Source organism: Curtobacterium poinsettiae (assembly GCF_047226435.1).
Taxonomy (GTDB): domain Bacteria; phylum Actinomycetota; class Actinomycetes; order Actinomycetales; family Microbacteriaceae; genus Curtobacterium; species Curtobacterium poinsettiae.
Genome location: NZ_CP178434.1, coordinates 1,522,736 through 1,538,116 on the forward strand (window position 1 = coordinate 1,522,736; position 15,381 = coordinate 1,538,116).

Below are 15,381 nucleotides of genomic sequence, written 5' to 3' on the forward strand. Positions count from 1 at the left end.
CAGTGCCCCGCCCCGCCCCGCACCGCACGCGGCTGTCGGCGGGGCGGGGGATACTGGGGTCATGCCGCTGTACCGGGACGAGTGCGTCGTGTTGCGCACCCACAAGCTCGGTGAAGCCGACCGCATCGTCACGATGCTCTCGCGGCAGCACGGCAAGATCCGCGCGGTGGCCAAGGGCGTGCGGCGGACGGCGTCGAAGTTCGGCAGCCGGCTCGAGCCGTTCATGGTCGTGGACGCCCAGTTCTACGAGGGCCGGTCGCTCGACATCGTCACCCAGGCGGAGTCCCTCGGTGCGTACGGGGCCCAGATCGTCGCCGACTACGGCGCGTACACGGCGGCCAGCGCCATGGTCGAGACCGCCGACCGACTGAGCGAGGCCGACGCCGGGCTCCAGCAGTACCTGTTGCTCGTCGGGGCGCTCCGCTCGTTGTCCCGCGGCGAACACCAGTCCAGCGCGACCCTCGACTCGTACCTGCTCCGCGCGATGAGCATCGCAGGGTGGGCGCCCTCGTTCAGCGACTGCGCGGTGACGGGGGAGCCCGGCCCGCACTCGGCCTTCGTGGTGCAGCTCGGTGGTGTCGTCGCCGACCGTGCGGCGCCCCCGGGGACTCCCCGGCTCGACCCGGCGACGCTCGGTGTGCTCGGCTCCCTGCTGGCGGGTGACTGGGCGACGGTGGACGCCACCGACGAGCGGACGCGTTCGCGGGCCTCCGGCGTGGTCGCGGCCTACGCCCAGTGGCACCTGGAACGATCGCTCCGGTCCCTGCCGCACGTCGACCGCTCCGAGCACCCGATGCCCGTGCCCCAGACCCACGGCGGACCCGAGGCGACAGCGCGCGCGGTGGCCTCGACCCCGGCACCCGCCGTGCCCGACCCCGATCCCGCTGTCGAAGGAGCCCCCACCGCATGAGCCCCCGCCGCCCCGACGACGTCGAACCGTTCCGCCCGATCGACTGGACCGGCGAGACGCCCCCGGCGATCCCGGCCCGGTTCGTGCCGGAGCACGTGGCGATCGTCATGGACGGCAACGGCCGGTGGGCGAACGGCCGCGGTCTGACCCGGATCGAGGGGCACAAGGCGGGCGAGGCGTCGTTGCTCGACGTCGTCGCGGGCGCGATCCAGATCGGCGTCGGGCACGTGTCGGCGTACGCGTTCTCGACGGAGAACTGGAAGCGCTCCCCGGAAGAGGTCCGGTTCCTGATGGGCTTCAACCGCGACGTCATCCGTCGGCGCCGCGACCAACTGCACCAGTGGGGCGTCAAGGTGCGGTGGGCGGGCCGGCGTCCGCGGCTGTGGCGGAGCGTCATCGACGAGCTCGAGACCGCGGAGCGCATGACGGCGGGCAACGATGTCCTCACGCTGACGATGTGCGTGAACTACGGTGGCCGGAACGAGATCGTCGACGCGGTGCAGGGCATGGCCGAGGACGTCGCAGCCGGTCGCCTGAAGCCGAGCCAGGTCACCGAGAAGGCCCTGGCGAAGCGGTTGTACGTGCCGGAGATGCCCGACGTCGACCTGTTCCTCCGGAGCTCCGGCGAGCAGCGCACGAGCAACTTCCTGCTCTGGCAGTCCGCCTACGCCGAGATGGTGTTCCTCGACCGGCTCTGGCCGGACTTCCGCCGCACCGACCTGTGGGGTGCGATCGAGGAGTACGCCAGCCGCGACCGTCGCTACGGCGGCGCGGTCGACACCCCGACGGCGTAGCCCGAGCCGAGGCGGACGCCGGGCCGGGGCCGAGTCTCGGATCCGCGGACAGGCTGCGCCGTCTGAGCGGCGCGGAATGTCCGCGCAGCCGAGACTCGGCTGCGCGCCACACCTCAGCCCGGCAGCGCCCCGTCGAGCAGGTGCGCCGCCGACCGCACGGCGTCCAGCGCGGCCAGCACGCTGGGGACCCGCTCGGCCCCGCGCGCCACGACGACCTCGACGCGTCGGGCCAGGTCGTCGTCCACCGGATCGATCGCGACACCCGCGGGGATGACCGTCGTCGCGAGTGCCAGCCGGGGGAGCAGCGCCACCCCGAGCCCCGCGGCGACGAGTCCCACCACCGCGGCCGCGTTGTCCGTCTCGAGCACGATGTCCGGCGTGAACCCCGCGCTCGCACACGAGGCGAGCAGGTGGCCTCGGCAGCGCGGGCAGCCTCCGATCCACCGGGCGTCGTGGTGGGACGCGAGGTCCACGACGGTGGAGCCGACGGGGCGGAGTCGTTCCGCGCCTCCCGGCTCGACCGGCGTCACCAGGGCGAGCGGATCGCGCCCGAGCGCACGGGTGACGAGCCCGGGGTCCGGTGCCGACCCGATCTCGTCCCCGACGTAGGTGAACGTGAGGGCGACGTCGACCGCACCGCCGCGCAGCAGGTCGAGCGCCTCGGGCGGTTCGACCTCGACGTACGAGGTCGTCACGCCCGGTGCCGTCGCCGCCAGCCGGGCGAGCACGGCGGGCACGAGCGCCGAGGACGCGCTCGGGAACCCGGCGAGGCGCACCCGACCGCGGCTGAGCCCGCCGACGGCGTCCAGGTCCTCGCGCGCGGCGGTGAGTGCGGCCTGGACGTGCAGGGCGTGGTCCGCGAGCACCTGGCCGGCGTGGGTGAGTGTGGCCCCGCGTCCGCCCCGCAGCACCAGCGCGTGCCCGAGGCGCTGCTCGGCCCGGGCCACCAGCTGGCTGACGGCGGGCTGGCTCGACCCGATCGCGGCGGCGGCGCGGGTGATCGACCCGCCGTCGGCCACGGCGCGCAGGACCCGGAGCAGCTGGGGATCGATCTCGTCCATCACGCAATGTTATCGGTGGCACAACGAGCCGGCCCTGGTGTGATGGGGTGGGAACCGGGACGCTGTCCGCATGGACTCCTTCCCGGCCGGCCGTGGCTACCTGGCGGCGTGCACCGCTGGCCTGCCGACCCGCGGCACCCTCGCCGCCCAGCGAGCCGACCTCGACGCGTGGTCCCGTGCGGAGACCTCACCGGCCCGGTACGGGGCCCTGGTCGAGGAAGGCCGCACGCTCTTCGCCGCGCTGGTCGGCGTCCCCGCGGAGCGTGTCGCGACCGGTTCGCAGACCTCGGTGATGGCCGCCGTCGTCGCCGACGCGCTGCCGGACGGTGCCGAGGTGGTCGTCCCCGACGGCGACTTCAGCTCGGTCGTCTTCCCGTTCCTCGCGCAGGCGCACCGCGGCATCCGGGTCCGGAGCGTCCCGCTGGACCGGCTCGCCGCCTCGGTCGGACCCGACACGGCCCTGGTCGCGTGGTCCGCGGTGCAGTCCGCCACCGGTGTGGTCACAGACCCCGACCCGGTCGTCGCCGCCGCGCGACGCGTCGGTGCCCTGACCCTCTGCGACCTCACGCAGGCCGCCGGCGTCCTGCCCGTCGACGCCGCACCGTTCGACGTGACGCTCACGCACACCTACAAGTGGCTCTGCGCACCGCGCGGCGTCGCCTTCATGACGCTCTCCGACACCGCCCTCGGCCGGCTCCGCCCGGTGCAGGCCGGCTGGTACGCGGGAGCGGACGTGTGGTCCTCCTGCTACGGACCCGCCATGCACCTGGCCGACGACGCCCGCCGCTTCGACGTCTCCCCGGCCTGGCAGGCGTGGCCCGGCGCCGTGGCCGCGCTCGAGCACGCGGTCGCGCTCGACCAGCATGCGGTCTGGAGGCACGCCACCGGTCTCGCGGACCGGCTGTGCGACGCCCTGGGGTCGCCTCGGCAGGGCGACGGGCAGGGCGACGGGCAGGCGATCGTGACGTTCGCGGACGCCGACGGTTCGGCCCTGCGGGCCCTCACCGCCGCCGGGCTCACCGCCTCGGGGCGTGCCGGTCGGCTGCGCATCGCGTTCCACCTGTGGAACGACGAGTCGGACGTGACCGACGTCGCGGCCGCGCTCGGCGGGGTGGGGCCGACCACGTCGGCCAGGTGAGCGCGGCGGGCGGACGCGGGGCGGGCCTCCCGGCCGACGATCGCCGGTAGTCTTGCCCGGACCGTTTCCGCACCGAGCACCCAGCTCGGCGACCTCTGGAGCACCCTTTGGCACAGCCCTCCCGTCTCGACAGCGTCATCGCCCTGGCCAAGCGCCGCGGCTTCGTCTTCCAGTCGGGTGAGATCTACGGAGGCTCCCGCTCCGCGTGGGACTACGGGCCCCTCGGTGTGGAGCTCAAGGAGAACATCAAGCGCCAGTGGTGGCAGCGGTTCGTCCGAGGCCGCGGGGACATGGTCGGCCTTGACTCCGCGGTGATCCTGCCCCGCAAGGTGTGGGAGGCCTCCGGCCACGTCGCGACCTTCACCGACCCGCTCGTGGAGTGCCTGCACTGCCACCACCGCTTCCGCGAGGACCACCTGATCGAGGCGTTCGTCGCCAAGAAGGGCCGCGACCCCGAGGGCCGCATGGCCGAGATCGCCTGCCCGAACTGCGGCACCCGCGGCGAGTGGACCGAGCCCCGCGAGTTCTCCGGGATGCTCAAGACGTACCTCGGCCCGGTCGAGTCCGAAGAGGGCCTGAACTTCCTGCGCCCCGAGACCGCGCAGGGCATCTTCGTCGACTTCGAGCAGGTCGTGACGACCAGCCGCATGAAGCCCCCGTTCGGCATCGGCCAGGTCGGCAAGGCGTTCCGCAACGAGATCACGCCCGGCAACTTCATCTTCCGCACCCGCGAGTTCGAGCAGATGGAGATCGAGTACTTCGTGCCGCCGGCCGAGGCGGGGGAGCACTACGAGCAGTGGATCGCCGACTCGGTCGCGTTCTACACCGACCTCGGCATCGACCCCGAGAACCTGCGTCGCTTCGACGTGCCGGACGGCGAGCGGGCGCACTACTCCGACGCCACCGCCGACATCGAGTACCGCTTCGGCTTCACCGGCTCGGAGTGGGGCGAGCTGATGGGCGTCGCGAACCGCACCGACTTCGACCTGAACAACCACATCGAGTCGTCCGGCCAGGACCTCCGGTTCTTCGACCAGGCCGCCAACGAGAAGTACGTGCCCTACGTCATCGAGCCGTCGTTCGGCCTGACCCGTGCGCTCATGGCGTTCCTGCTCGACTCCTACCACGAGGACGAAGCGCCCAACGCGAAGGGCGGCGTCGACAAGCGCACCGTCCTGCGGCTCGACCCGCGCCTGGCCCCGGTGAAGGCCGCCGTCCTGCCGCTGTCGCGCAACGAGCAGCTCTCGCCCGTCGCCCGCGGCCTGGCCGACGACCTGCGCAAGAACTGGAACGTGGACTTCGACGACGCCGGCGCGATCGGCCGTCGCTACCGTCGCCACGACGAGATCGGCACGCCGTTCTGCATCACGGTCGACTTCGACACGCTCGAGGACAAGGCCGTCACGGTGCGCGAGCGCGACACCATGGGCCAGGAGCGCGTCTCGCTCGACCAGCTGCAGGGGTACCTCGCGCAGCGGTTGCTCGGCGCGTAGGGGTTCCGCGGCTCCGCAAGACACCGGTGTTCGTGCGTTGCACACCCGCAATCGGGTGTTCGACCTGCGAACACCGGTGTTCTGCTGCCGGCGACGGGAATGCGCGGCGCACGAGCGCGTTGGGGTCAGCATGAACGACTCCGTGAAGGTCGATGTCTGGTCGGACATCGCCTGCCCCTGGTGCTACATCGGCAAGCGCAAGTTCGAGGCCGGTGTGGCCGCGTTCGGCGCCTCGACCGAGGGCCGTCCCGTCGAGGTCGAGTACCACTCCTTCGAGCTGAGTCCGGACACCCCCGTCGACTTCGAGGGGACCGAGGCCGAGTTCCTGTCCGGCCACAAGGGCATGCCCGTCGACCAGGCGCAGCAGATGCTCGACCAGGTCACGGCGATCGCCGCGGGCGTCGGGCTCGACTACGACTTCGAGGCGATGCACCACACCAACACCGTGAAGGCCCACCAGGTCATCCACCTCGCCAAGCAGCACGGCAAGCAGCTCGAGATGGTCGAGCGCCTGTTCACCGCCTACTTCGAGCGCGGCGAGCACGTCGGCCAGGAGTCCTCGCTGGCCGACCTGGCGGCGGAGATCGGCCTGGACCGCGACGAGGTCCTCAGCACCCTGCGCGACGACGCCCAGCTCGCCGCCGTCCGTGCCGACCAGGCCCAGGCGCAGGCCTACGGGATCAACGGCGTGCCGTTCTTCGTGATCGACGGTAAGTACGGCGTCTCCGGTGCCCAGGACCCCTCGGCGTTCGAGCAGGTGCTCCGCCAGGTGGTCGCGCTCCGCGAGACCACGCCGGACGAGGTCGCCTCGGCGGCCGAGCGCGCTGCGGACGACGCGAGCGCGGACGTGGCGGCGACCCGATGACGGACGCGACGGCCACCGTCGGGGGTGGGGCGGGCCTCCCGTCCGCCCCGTCGGTCCCGGGTGCGATCTCCGGTCTGGAGGCGCGCCCCGGCCTGCTCACGCTGGTCACGGCCGGCGGTGCGCCGGTCTGCGATGGTGATTCGTGCCTGATCGACGCCGGATCGTTCGCCGGTGCCGAGGGCGACTGGACCGAGGTGCCGGACTGACGCTTCCGTCGGTCGCGCGTCGCGCGCTGGTGGTCCCGCGCCCCCGTGCGGTCGTTGCGCCCCGACCCTGCGGGGCGCGACGGCTGTGCGGGGGCGCGATCCGTCGGTCGCCAGGCCGATCAGTCGCGCTGCGGTTCTTCGTCGGTGATGTCCGCGACGGTCGCGCCGTAGGCGGCGACGAGTGCGTCCGCGTCCACGAAGGCGCTCGCGCCGTGGCGTCCGGCGCCCAGGGCGACCCTGCGTCCGACGATGCGCTCGTCGGCGTACACCGGCAGGTCACCCGTGGCGCCGATCGGCGTGATGGTCCCGCGTTCGTAGCCGGACGCGCCGAGCGCGGTGGCAGCGTCGGGCATCGAGAGCTTGTTGACCCCGACGACGGTGCGCAGCTTCTTCCAGGCGATGCTGCGCCCGCCCGGCACCAGGGCGAGCAGGAAGCCGCCGTCGTGGCGCTTCACCACCAGGGTCTTGACGATGTCACCGGGTTCGATGCCGAGCAGTTCGGCGGCCTGGTGCAGGGAGTCCGCGGCCGGTCGCTCGACCACCTCGACCGGCAGGCCGCGGGCCTGGGCGTCGGCGTCGAACCGGGTGCTGGCGTCGGTCGTCATGTGGAGAACGCTACCGGCGTGCACCGACGTGGGAAGATGGGTCAGGTATGACGATCACACAAGCACCCGCCTCGCGAGTCGGCGGCCCCCTGCGCATCGGCCCGATCGAGGTCGACGTGCCGGTCGTGCTCGCGCCGATGGCCGGGATCACGAACATGGCGTACCGCCGGCTTTGCCGCGAGTACGGCGCCGGGCTCTATGTGTGCGAGATGATCACCTCGCGGGCGCTCGTCGAACGGACCCCCGTGTCGATGCAGCTCATCCAGCACCACGAGTCCGAGACCCCGCGGTCGATCCAGCTGTACGGCGTCGAGCCGAACACCGTGGCCGAAGCGGCGTCGATCCTGGTGGGCGAGGACCGTGCCGACCACATCGACCTGAACTTCGGGTGCCCGGTGCCCAAGGTCACCCGCAAGGGCGGCGGCGCGGCCCTGCCCTGGAAGCTCGACCTGTTCCGCGAACTCGTCACCAAGACCGTGCGCGCCGCGGGCGACGTCCCCGTCACCGTCAAGATGCGCAAGGGCATCGACGAGGACCACCTGACCTACCTCGACGCCGCCCGCATCGCGCGTGACGCCGGGGTCGCCGCGGTCTCGCTGCACGCCCGCACCGCGAACGAGCACTACTCCGGGCACGCCGACTGGTCGGCGATCGCCACGCTGAAGGAGACGGTGACCGACATCCCGATCCTCGGCAACGGGGACATCTGGTCGGCCGCCGACGCCCTCCGGATGATCGACGAGACCGGCGCCGACGGCGTGGTCGTCGGGCGTGGCTGCCTCGGCCGCCCGTGGCTGTTCGGCGACCTGGCCGCGGCGTTCCGTGGCGAGGGCCTGCGCTACATGCCGTCCCTGGGCGAGGTCGCCGACGGGTTCCGCCGGCACGCCGAGCTGCTCGTCGAGTTCTTCGGCGACGAAGAACACGCCTGCCGCGACATCCGCAAGCACGTGGCCTGGTACTTCAAGGGGTACCCGATCGGCAGCGACGTCCGGTCCGGCCTGGCGATGGCGTCGAGCCTGCAGGAGATCGACGACTTCCTCGGCCAGCTCGACCACGACGCGCCGTACCCGGGTGCCGACGCCGAGGGGCCGCGCGGTCGTGCCGGTCACCCCAAGCGCACCGCCCTGCCCGACCGCTGGCTCGAGAGCCGCGACGTCGACTCCGAGTTCCGCAAGGTCCTGGCCGCCGCCGAACTGCACCACAGCGGCGGATGAGCGCCACCGCCTCGTACGGCCCGGCCGACGCGGAGCGCTGGCTCCCCGAGGAGCACGGCAACCGCCGCTCGGACTTCGCCCGTGACCGCGCCCGACTGCTGCACTCCAGCGCGCTCCGGCGTCTGGCCGCCAAGACCCAGGTGCTCAGCCCGACCGCGGGGCTCGACTTCGCCCGCAACCGGCTGACCCACTCGCTCGAGGTCGCGCAGGTCGGTCGCGAGCTCGCCGACTCGCTCGGGCTCGACCCCGACGTGGTCGACACCGCCTGCCTGGCGCACGACATCGGACACCCGCCCTTCGGGCACAACGGCGAGACCGCGGTGAACGCCTGGGCGAGCGGCATCGGTGGGTTCGAGGGCAACGCGCAGACGCTCCGGTTGCTCACGCGGCTCGAGCCGAAGGTCTACGGCGTCCGGCCCGGCGCGGACGTCGACCGTCCGTTCGGGCTCAACCTGACCCGCGCATCGTTGGACGCCAGCTGCAAGTACCCGTGGCCCGCTGCGCAGGGGGTGTCGGAGTCGTCGTCCGGGCGCACCAAGTTCGGCTTCTACGACGACGACCACGACGCCTTCGAGTGGCTCCGCGCCGGTGCTCCGCGTCGTCAGCGGTGCATCGAGGCGCAGGTCATGGACCTCGCCGACGACATCGCGTACTCCGTGCACGACTTCGAGGACGCCGTCGTCGCCGGGTTCATCGACGTCGCGGCCCTGGGGGACCGCGTCGGCGAGAACGACATCGTGACCGCCATGCACGCGTGGGTCGGCGACGACCTGAGCCGCGACGAGCTGCTCGAGGCGTTCGACCGCCTGCGTGCGTTGCCCCTGTGGATGACCGCGTACGACGGCTCCCGCCGTGACGCCGCACGCCTGAAGAACCTGACGTCGCAGCTGATCGGACGCTTCGCGCGCACCGCGACGGCCGCCACCCGCGAGTCCTACGCCTCGGGGTCGCTCGTGCGCTTCGCCGCGTCGGTCGTCACCCCACCCGAGATCATCGGGGAGATCGCGGTGCTCAAGGGCATCGTCGCGGCCTTCGTGATGACCCAGGGCGACCGTCAGCCCGTGTACGAGGACCAGCGCCGCGTGCTCACCGAACTCCTCGACGCGCTGGCGGCGACCGGTGCGTCCGACCTCGAGCCGGGCTTCGCCGCCGACTGGCACGCCGCGGACGACGACGCCGGCCGACTGCGCGCCGTCGTCGACCAGGTCGCGAGCCTGACCGACCAGGGCGCCTTCGCCTGGCACCGACGTCTGGTGGTGGGTGACCGTGAACCGGTCCACATCGCCGTCTGACCGGTCCGCCGACGTCGGTCCCACGAACTAGGATCGAGGGGTGGCTGGCAGGATCGCGCGGAACGACATCGACGAGGTCCGCTCGCGTGTCAACATCGCCGACGTCGTGGGCGACTACGTCACGCTGAAGCACGCGGGCGTCGGGTCGATGAAGGGCCTCTGCCCTTTCCACGACGAACGCTCCCCGTCGTTCCACGTCCGGCCCCAGGTCGGCCGCTACCACTGCTTCGGCTGTGGCGAGGACGGCGACGTCTTCAGCTTCATCATGGCGCAGGACCACACCACCTTCGCCGAGGCCGTCGAGCGCATGGCCGCGAAGATCGGCTACACCCTGCACTACGAAGAGGGCGACGGGCCGCGCACCGACTACAACACCCGCGCACGGCTGATCTCCGCGAACGAAGCCGCGCTCGAGTACTTCACGGGGCAGCTCACCACGGCTGCCGCCGACCCCGCCCGCCGGTTCCTGGGGGAGCGCGGGTTCGACCCTTCGGCCGCCCAGCACTTCGGCGTCGGCTTCGCCCCGAAGTCCTACGACATGCTCAAGGACCACCTGCGCGGGCGCGGCTTCACGATGGAAGAACTCGTGTCCGCCGGTCTCGTCAGCCAGGGCGACCGCTCGCCGTACGACCGGTTCCGCGGGCGCCTGATGTGGCCGATCCGGGACGTCACCGGAGCCACCATCGGGTTCGGCGCGCGCCGCCTGCTCGAGGACGACAAAGGCCCCAAGTACCTCAACACGCCCGAGACCCCGATCTACCACAAGAGCCAAGTCCTCTACGGCCTCGACCTCGCCCGCCGCGACATCTCGAAGCAGAAGCAGGTCGTCATCGTCGAGGGCTACACCGACGTGATGGCCTGCCACGTCGCGGGCGTCACGACCGCGGTCGCCACCTGCGGCACGTCGTTCGGGGTCGACCACATCAAGGTGCTGCGGCCGATGCTCGGTGACCTGGCGGGCGCCGACCCGAACGCCAACGGCGAGGTCGTGTTCACGTTCGACCCGGACGAAGCCGGGCAGCGTGCCGCCTCGCGTGCCTTCGCGGAGGAACAGCGCTTCGCGGCGCAGACCTACGTCGCCGTCGCGCCCGGCGGACTCGACCCGTGCGACCTCCGGTTGGCGCGCGGTGACGACGCCATCCGCCGACTGGTCACGAACAAGCGCCCGATGTTCGAGTTCATGATCCGCCGCACTCTGGACGGCCACGACCTCGAGACCGTCGAGGGGCGCGTCGGTGCCCTGCGTGCGGCCGCGCCCGTGCTCGCCGGTATCCGTGACCGCTCGCTGACGCAGGGCTACGTGCGCGAACTCGCCGGGTGGCTCGGCATGGAGATCCCCGAGGTCCGTCGGTCGGTCGAGACCGCTCGACGCCGTGCGGGGTCCGGGCAGGACGATCGGTCCGCAGGCTCGGGGCGCGACGGCCGTGCCGGAACCGGCACCGACGCAGCCGACACCCCCGACGAGCCCGTCGCCGGGATCCGCTCGCTGCCGAACGACCCCATCAGCCGCATGGAGCGCGACGCGGTGATGGCGATGGTGCAGCAGCCCACGTCCGTCGGGGCACCGATGCTCGGACTCGCTGCGTCGGCCACGTTCTCGACCCCGATGCTCGCCGCGGTGCGGGACGCCGTCGTCGCGAACGTCGACGTCATCGGTGCGGGGGACTGGCTCGACCGGCTGCTCGCCGACGTGCCCGCGCCGCTGCGCACCCTGACCCACGAGCTCGCTCTCGCGCCGATCCCAGCGCGCAACGCGGAGGACCTGGCGGCGTACTGCCGGAGCATCGTCGTGGCCCTGGTCGAGCGCGACCTGCTCGCCCGCAAGGCCTCGTTGCTGGGGCAGCTGCAGCGGGCCGACCCGCACGAGCAGGCCGAGCGTCGCGCCGAGATCCAGCGGCAGCTCGTCGACATCGACGGGCAGCGGATGCGGTTGCGCGCCGACGCCGAGGCGTCCTAGCCGCTCGTCGCGCGGCTTGTGGCCGGGGCGAGCCGACGTGCCCGCGTCCGATCGCACGACACGCCGCGCGTGCGTCGCCGTGGTCGCACGAACTGTCGCGCGGCGGGCCTGCGTGCGGCGGTCCGTGCGGCCCCGGGGGTTCTTGCGTGGTCAGGACGTGCCGCTTGTGAGGCGTCGAGTGGTCGCAGGACGTCGGCTGGGCGGGGTCCGGCCGACGGGACCTGACCGCGCGGGGCGGGGCGGGCGGCGAGTCGTGACCGGTCGGCGGGGGTGCGGGGCGTGGTCAGGACGTGCCGCTCGTGGTGCGTCGAGTGGTCGCAGACCGTCGGCTGGGCGGGGTCCGGCCGACGGGACGTGACCGCGCGGGGTGGGGCGGGCGGGGAGTCGTGACCAGTGGGCGGGGGTGGGAGGAATCGGCGGCGCCGGGACGGGCCTCCCGGCCGGGGTGCGCGGGGTGTGCGGGCGGGGCGAGGTCACGACACGCGCGCGTGCGTCGCCGGGGGCGCGTGAACTGTCGCGTGGCGGGCCCGCGGGCGGCGGTCCGTGCGGCCCCGGGGGGTCCGCGCGTGGTCAGGACGTGCCGTGCGTGAGGCGTCGAGTGGTCGCAGACCGTCGGCTGGTCGGGGTCCGGCCGACGGGATGTGACCGCGCGGGGTGGGGCGGGCGGGGAGTCGTGACCGGTCGGCGGGGGTGCGGGGCGTGGCGGGAGGGGGACGAGCCTCCGGGCGGGCGTGCACCTCGACGAGGTCGCGGGAACCGGTGCACGACGGACCAACAACCGGCAGTCCGTGCGACCTCGAGCGCCCGAACACCCAGGTTGCACCACGCAACTTTCGTGCGTGACGCGCCGCTCGACTCCGGCGGAATCATGCATCACGCGATCAGCCCGTGCATTACAGCGGTGTAAACAAATCGCCCCCGGTTCGTTCTGTTCCGTGACAGGGTGATACCAATGAGCGTTCCTGGCCGGGCACACAGACGTTCCACCCTCCGGCACAGGACTCTTGCAATCATGACCAGAGAGGCAGCGGACATGGCATCCGTGACCAAGTGGGGCAAGCGCGGCATCGCGCTCGGCGCCGGTGCAGCAGCGACGGCGCTGGTGCTGACCGGCTGCGCGAGCAGCAGCGTGAGTGACACCGAACTGAACGGCCTGAGCATCGGGACGACGGACAAGATCACGTCCCTCGACCCGGCCGGTTCCTACGACAACGGCTCCTTCGCCGTGCAGAACCAGGTGTTCCCGTTCCTGATGAACACACCCGTGGGGAGCCCGGACGTCGAGCCGGACATCGCCACGAAGGCGGAGTTCACGAACCCGACCACCTACGAGGTCACCCTCAAGGACGGGCTCGAGTTCGCCAACGGCAACAAGCTCACGTCGAGCGACGTGAAGTTCTCGTTCGACCGCGAACTGAAGATCAACAACGAGAACGGTCCGCAGTCGCTGCTGGCCAACCTCAAGAGCATCGACACCCCGGACGACACCACCGTGGTGTTCAACCTCGACCACGCCGACCAGACCTGGCCGCAGGTGCTCTCGAGCCCCGCGGGTCCGATCGTCGACGAGGACGTCTTCAGCGCCACGAAGCTCACCAGTGCCGACGACATCGTCAAGGGCAAGGCCTTCGCCGGGCAGTACCAGATCAGCTCCTACAAGGAGAACGACACGATCCAGTACAAGACGAACCCGAAGTACGACGGCCTGCTCGGCAAGGCGAAGACCGACGAGGTCACCGCCAGCTACTACACCAAGGAGACCGACCTCAAGCTCGCCGTGCAGAAGGGCGACGTCGACGTGGCGTACCGCTCCCTGACGCCGACCGACATCTCTGACCTGCGGGGAGACGACTCCCTCAAGGTCACCGACGGCCCCGGCGGCGAGATCCGCTACGTGGTCTTCAACTTCAAGACGCAGCCGTTCGGCACCGGGCAGGACGACGCCGACGAGGCGAAGGCCCTGGCCGTGCGTCAGGCCGCTGCCGACGTCGTCGACCGTGCCCAGCTCGCGAAGGAGGTCTACAACGACACCTTCACCCCGCTGTACTCGATGGTCCCGGACGGCCTGACCGGCGCAGTCCAGCCGTTCAAGGAGATGTACGGCGACGGCGACGGCGGCGCAGACGTGTCCAAGGCGAAGAAGACGCTGTCGGACGCCGGCGTCACGGGCAAGGTGCAGCTCGACATCCAGTACGCGCCCGACCACTACGGTTCGGCGTCGGACGACGAGTACGCGCTGCTCAAGCAGCAGCTCGAGGACTCCGGCCTGTTCACCGTCAACATCCAGTCGACGGTCTACACGACCTACGCCCAGGAGCGCACCAAGGACGCCTACCCCGTCTACCAGCTCGGCTGGTTCCCGGACTTCTCCGACGCCGACAACTACCTGTCGCCGTTCTTCACCAAGGAGAACTTCGTCCAGAACCACTACGACGACCCGGAGATCCAGGACCTCATCGCGAAGGAGCAGGCCGAGTCCGACCCGGACAAGCGTGCTGACCTGATCGAGCAGGCCCAGGAACGCGAGGCCACCCAGATCTCGACGCTGCCGCTGCTGCAGGGCAAGTCCGTCGCGGTCGCCGGCAAGGACGTCAAGGGCCTGACCCTCGACGCCTCGTTCAAGTTCCGGTACGCCACCCTGAGCAAGTAGCACCAAGCCCCACGTGCAGGCCGCGGGCGTTCCCACGAGGGACGCCCGCGTGCCTGTGCAACGGCGACGAAAGGCACCCACCCCGTGACCCTCAGCGCTCCCGAGGCAACGCAGGACGTGAACGGCACCGATCCCACCAAGCCACAGGCACAACGCAGTGCCAAGAACAGTGGCGGCGGACTCGGCCGGTACATCCTCGTCAGGTTCCTCCTCATCATCCCGACCGTCTTCATCCTGGTGACGCTCGTGTTCTTCCTGATGCGCGTCATCGGGAACCCGATCACCGCGTCGGTCGGCGGCCGGCTCACGCCGAGCCAGCTGCAGGAACGCCTGCACGCCGCCGGGTACGACCGACCGGTGCTCGTGCAGTACTTCGAGTACCTCGGCAACATCCTGCGCGGTGACTTCGGCACCTCGTCGACGGACAACCGTCCGATCACCGACATCATCGTCACGTACGGCGGCGCGACCGCGGAGCTCGTGTTCTACGCGCTCATCGTCGCGCTGGTGCTCGGCATCCCGCTCGGCATGCTCGCCGCGTACACCCGCGACAAGTGGCCGGACGTGCTGCTCCGTGCGCTGGCGATCCTGACCTACGCCACCCCGGTGTTCTTCGGCGGCCTGCTGCTCAAGCTCGTCTTCTCGGTGTGGCTCGACTGGTTGCCCCTGGGCGACCGCGCGTCGACCCGGGTGTCGCTCATCCTCGACGGCATCCCCGGCGCGAGCGGGATCTACATCGTCGACGCGCTCCGCACCGGCAACGCCGAGGTCATCGGTGACGTGCTCCAGCACGCCGTCCTGCCCGCGCTGACGCTCGGCCTGCTCACCGCCGGCATCTTCCTGCGCCTGGTGCGCGCGAACATGATCGGGTCGCTCGGCTCCGAGTACGTCGACGCCGCCCGGTCCCGCGGTGTGCGCGAGTCGCGCTTGGTGCGCACCCACGCGTTCCGTCCGGCGCTCGTGCCGATCATCACCGTGATGGGGCTGCAGATCGCGATGCTCCTGGGCGGCTCGGTGCTCACCGAGACGACCTTCGGGTGGCGCGGCCTGGGCTTCGAACTCAACCAGTACCTGTCGGCCCGTGACTTCGTCGCGGTGCAGGGCATCGTCGCGATGCTGGCGGTGATCGTCGCGGTGACCAACTTCATCGTCGACGTCGTCGCCGCCCTGATCGACCCGAGAGTGAGGTTCTGACG

Annotated in this window: 13 protein-coding genes; 11 read left to right on the plus strand and 2 right to left on the minus strand. The window is 71.4% G+C overall.

Going from position 1 to position 15,381, the window contains the following annotated elements; genetic code table 11:
- Nucleotides 1-61 precede the first annotated feature (61 nt).
- Both recO and ACL00U_RS07185 read left to right on the plus strand, forming a co-directional pair.
- Nucleotides 62-910: a DNA repair protein RecO gene (gene recO / locus ACL00U_RS07180; protein WP_042540155.1), complete on the plus strand. Its 849-nt coding sequence runs from the start codon at nucleotides 62-64 to the stop codon at nucleotides 908-910.
- On the plus strand, nucleotides 907-1,704 hold the full coding sequence (locus tag ACL00U_RS07185; RefSeq protein ID WP_412873998.1) for an isoprenyl transferase: 798 nt from the start codon (nucleotides 907-909) through the stop codon (nucleotides 1,702-1,704). The genes recO and ACL00U_RS07185 overlap by 4 nt, the downstream gene beginning before the upstream one ends.
- A 113-nt stretch (nucleotides 1,705-1,817) precedes the next feature.
- On the opposite strand, the gene ACL00U_RS07190 is transcribed toward ACL00U_RS07185, so the two are convergent.
- Nucleotides 1,818-2,765: a LysR family transcriptional regulator gene (locus ACL00U_RS07190; RefSeq protein ID WP_071251401.1), complete on the minus strand. Its 948-nt coding sequence runs from the start codon at nucleotides 2,763-2,765 to the stop codon at nucleotides 1,818-1,820.
- Nucleotides 2,766-2,835: 70 nt separating this feature from the next.
- On the opposite strand from ACL00U_RS07190, the gene ACL00U_RS07195 reads away from it, so the two are divergent.
- The 4 genes from ACL00U_RS07195 (at nucleotide 2,836) to ACL00U_RS07210 (ending at nucleotide 6,467) form a co-directional block, all read left to right on the plus strand.
- Entirely contained in the window at nucleotides 2,836-3,903 is a 1,068-nt protein-coding gene (locus tag ACL00U_RS07195; protein ID WP_071251403.1) for an aminotransferase class V-fold PLP-dependent enzyme, read from the plus strand.
- 107 nt (nucleotides 3,904-4,010) lie between these two features.
- On the plus strand, nucleotides 4,011-5,396 hold the full coding sequence (locus tag ACL00U_RS07200) for a glycine--tRNA ligase (RefSeq protein ID WP_412873999.1): 1,386 nt from the start codon (nucleotides 4,011-4,013) through the stop codon (nucleotides 5,394-5,396).
- A gap of 130 nt (nucleotides 5,397-5,526) precedes the next feature.
- Nucleotides 5,527-6,261, plus strand: a complete 735-nt coding sequence (locus ACL00U_RS07205) for a DsbA family oxidoreductase (RefSeq protein WP_214520059.1) — start codon at nucleotides 5,527-5,529, stop codon at nucleotides 6,259-6,261.
- The gene (locus ACL00U_RS07210; RefSeq protein ID WP_017886689.1) at nucleotides 6,258-6,467 is read left to right on the plus strand and encodes a hypothetical protein; all 210 of its coding nucleotides are present in this window, start codon (nucleotides 6,258-6,260) and stop codon (nucleotides 6,465-6,467) included. Before ACL00U_RS07205 ends, ACL00U_RS07210 begins: the two co-directional genes overlap by 4 nt.
- Before the next feature lie 119 nt (nucleotides 6,468-6,586).
- Here ACL00U_RS07210 and ACL00U_RS07215 read toward each other — a convergent pair whose 3' ends face one another.
- Nucleotides 6,587-7,072 carry an aminoacyl-tRNA deacylase gene (locus ACL00U_RS07215; RefSeq protein WP_017886690.1) on the minus strand — a complete coding sequence of 162 codons (486 nt, stop codon included), beginning with the start codon at nucleotides 7,070-7,072 and terminating at the stop codon, nucleotides 6,587-6,589.
- 47 nt (nucleotides 7,073-7,119) lie between these two features.
- Between ACL00U_RS07215 and dusB the strand changes: the two genes are divergently transcribed.
- The 5 genes from dusB to ACL00U_RS07240 all read left to right on the plus strand — a co-directional run bounded on the left by dusB (nucleotide 7,120) and on the right by ACL00U_RS07240 (nucleotide 15,379).
- Nucleotides 7,120-8,286: a tRNA dihydrouridine synthase DusB gene (gene dusB, locus ACL00U_RS07220; RefSeq protein ID WP_017886691.1), complete on the plus strand. Its 1,167-nt coding sequence runs from the start codon at nucleotides 7,120-7,122 to the stop codon at nucleotides 8,284-8,286.
- Complete coding sequence (locus ACL00U_RS07225; RefSeq protein ID WP_017886692.1) at nucleotides 8,283-9,578, plus strand: deoxyguanosinetriphosphate triphosphohydrolase; 1,296 nt, start codon at nucleotides 8,283-8,285, stop codon at nucleotides 9,576-9,578. Before dusB ends, ACL00U_RS07225 begins: the two co-directional genes overlap by 4 nt.
- A gap of 40 nt (nucleotides 9,579-9,618) precedes the next feature.
- On the plus strand, nucleotides 9,619-11,535 hold the full coding sequence (dnaG, locus tag ACL00U_RS07230) for a DNA primase (protein ID WP_262117454.1): 1,917 nt from the start codon (nucleotides 9,619-9,621) through the stop codon (nucleotides 11,533-11,535).
- A gap of 1,033 nt (nucleotides 11,536-12,568) precedes the next feature.
- Nucleotides 12,569-14,185, plus strand: a complete 1,617-nt coding sequence (locus tag ACL00U_RS07235) for an ABC transporter substrate-binding protein (RefSeq protein ID WP_017886694.1) — start codon at nucleotides 12,569-12,571, stop codon at nucleotides 14,183-14,185.
- 117 nt (nucleotides 14,186-14,302) lie between these two features.
- The gene (locus ACL00U_RS07240) at nucleotides 14,303-15,379 is read left to right on the plus strand and encodes an ABC transporter permease (RefSeq protein WP_082046916.1); all 1,077 of its coding nucleotides are present in this window, start codon (nucleotides 14,303-14,305) and stop codon (nucleotides 15,377-15,379) included.
- Nucleotides 15,380-15,381 lie beyond the last annotated feature (2 nt).

What these genes read in the sequence shown, in the direction of transcription:
- ACL00U_RS07225 (WP_017886692.1), top strand. Translation starts at nt 8,283, where the DNA reads ATGAGCGCCACCGCCTCGTACGGCCCGGCCGACGCGGAGCGCTGGCTC.
- ACL00U_RS07205 (WP_214520059.1), top strand. Translation starts at nt 5,527, where the DNA reads ATGAACGACTCCGTGAAGGTCGATGTCTGGTCGGACATCGCCTGCCCC.
- ACL00U_RS07210 (WP_017886689.1), top strand. Translation starts at nt 6,258, where the DNA reads ATGACGGACGCGACGGCCACCGTCGGGGGTGGGGCGGGCCTCCCGTCC.
- recO (WP_042540155.1), top strand. Translation starts at nt 62, where the DNA reads ATGCCGCTGTACCGGGACGAGTGCGTCGTGTTGCGCACCCACAAGCTC.
- ACL00U_RS07185 (WP_412873998.1), top strand. Translation starts at nt 907, where the DNA reads ATGAGCCCCCGCCGCCCCGACGACGTCGAACCGTTCCGCCCGATCGAC.
- ACL00U_RS07195 (WP_071251403.1), top strand. Translation starts at nt 2,836, where the DNA reads ATGGACTCCTTCCCGGCCGGCCGTGGCTACCTGGCGGCGTGCACCGCT.
- ACL00U_RS07190 (WP_071251401.1), bottom strand. Translation starts at nt 2,765, where the DNA reads ATGGACGAGATCGATCCCCAGCTGCTCCGGGTCCTGCGCGCCGTGGCC.
- dusB (WP_017886691.1), top strand. Translation starts at nt 7,120, where the DNA reads ATGACGATCACACAAGCACCCGCCTCGCGAGTCGGCGGCCCCCTGCGC.
- ACL00U_RS07235 (WP_017886694.1), top strand. Translation starts at nt 12,569, where the DNA reads ATGGCATCCGTGACCAAGTGGGGCAAGCGCGGCATCGCGCTCGGCGCC.
- ACL00U_RS07215 (WP_017886690.1), bottom strand. Translation starts at nt 7,072, where the DNA reads ATGACGACCGACGCCAGCACCCGGTTCGACGCCGACGCCCAGGCCCGC.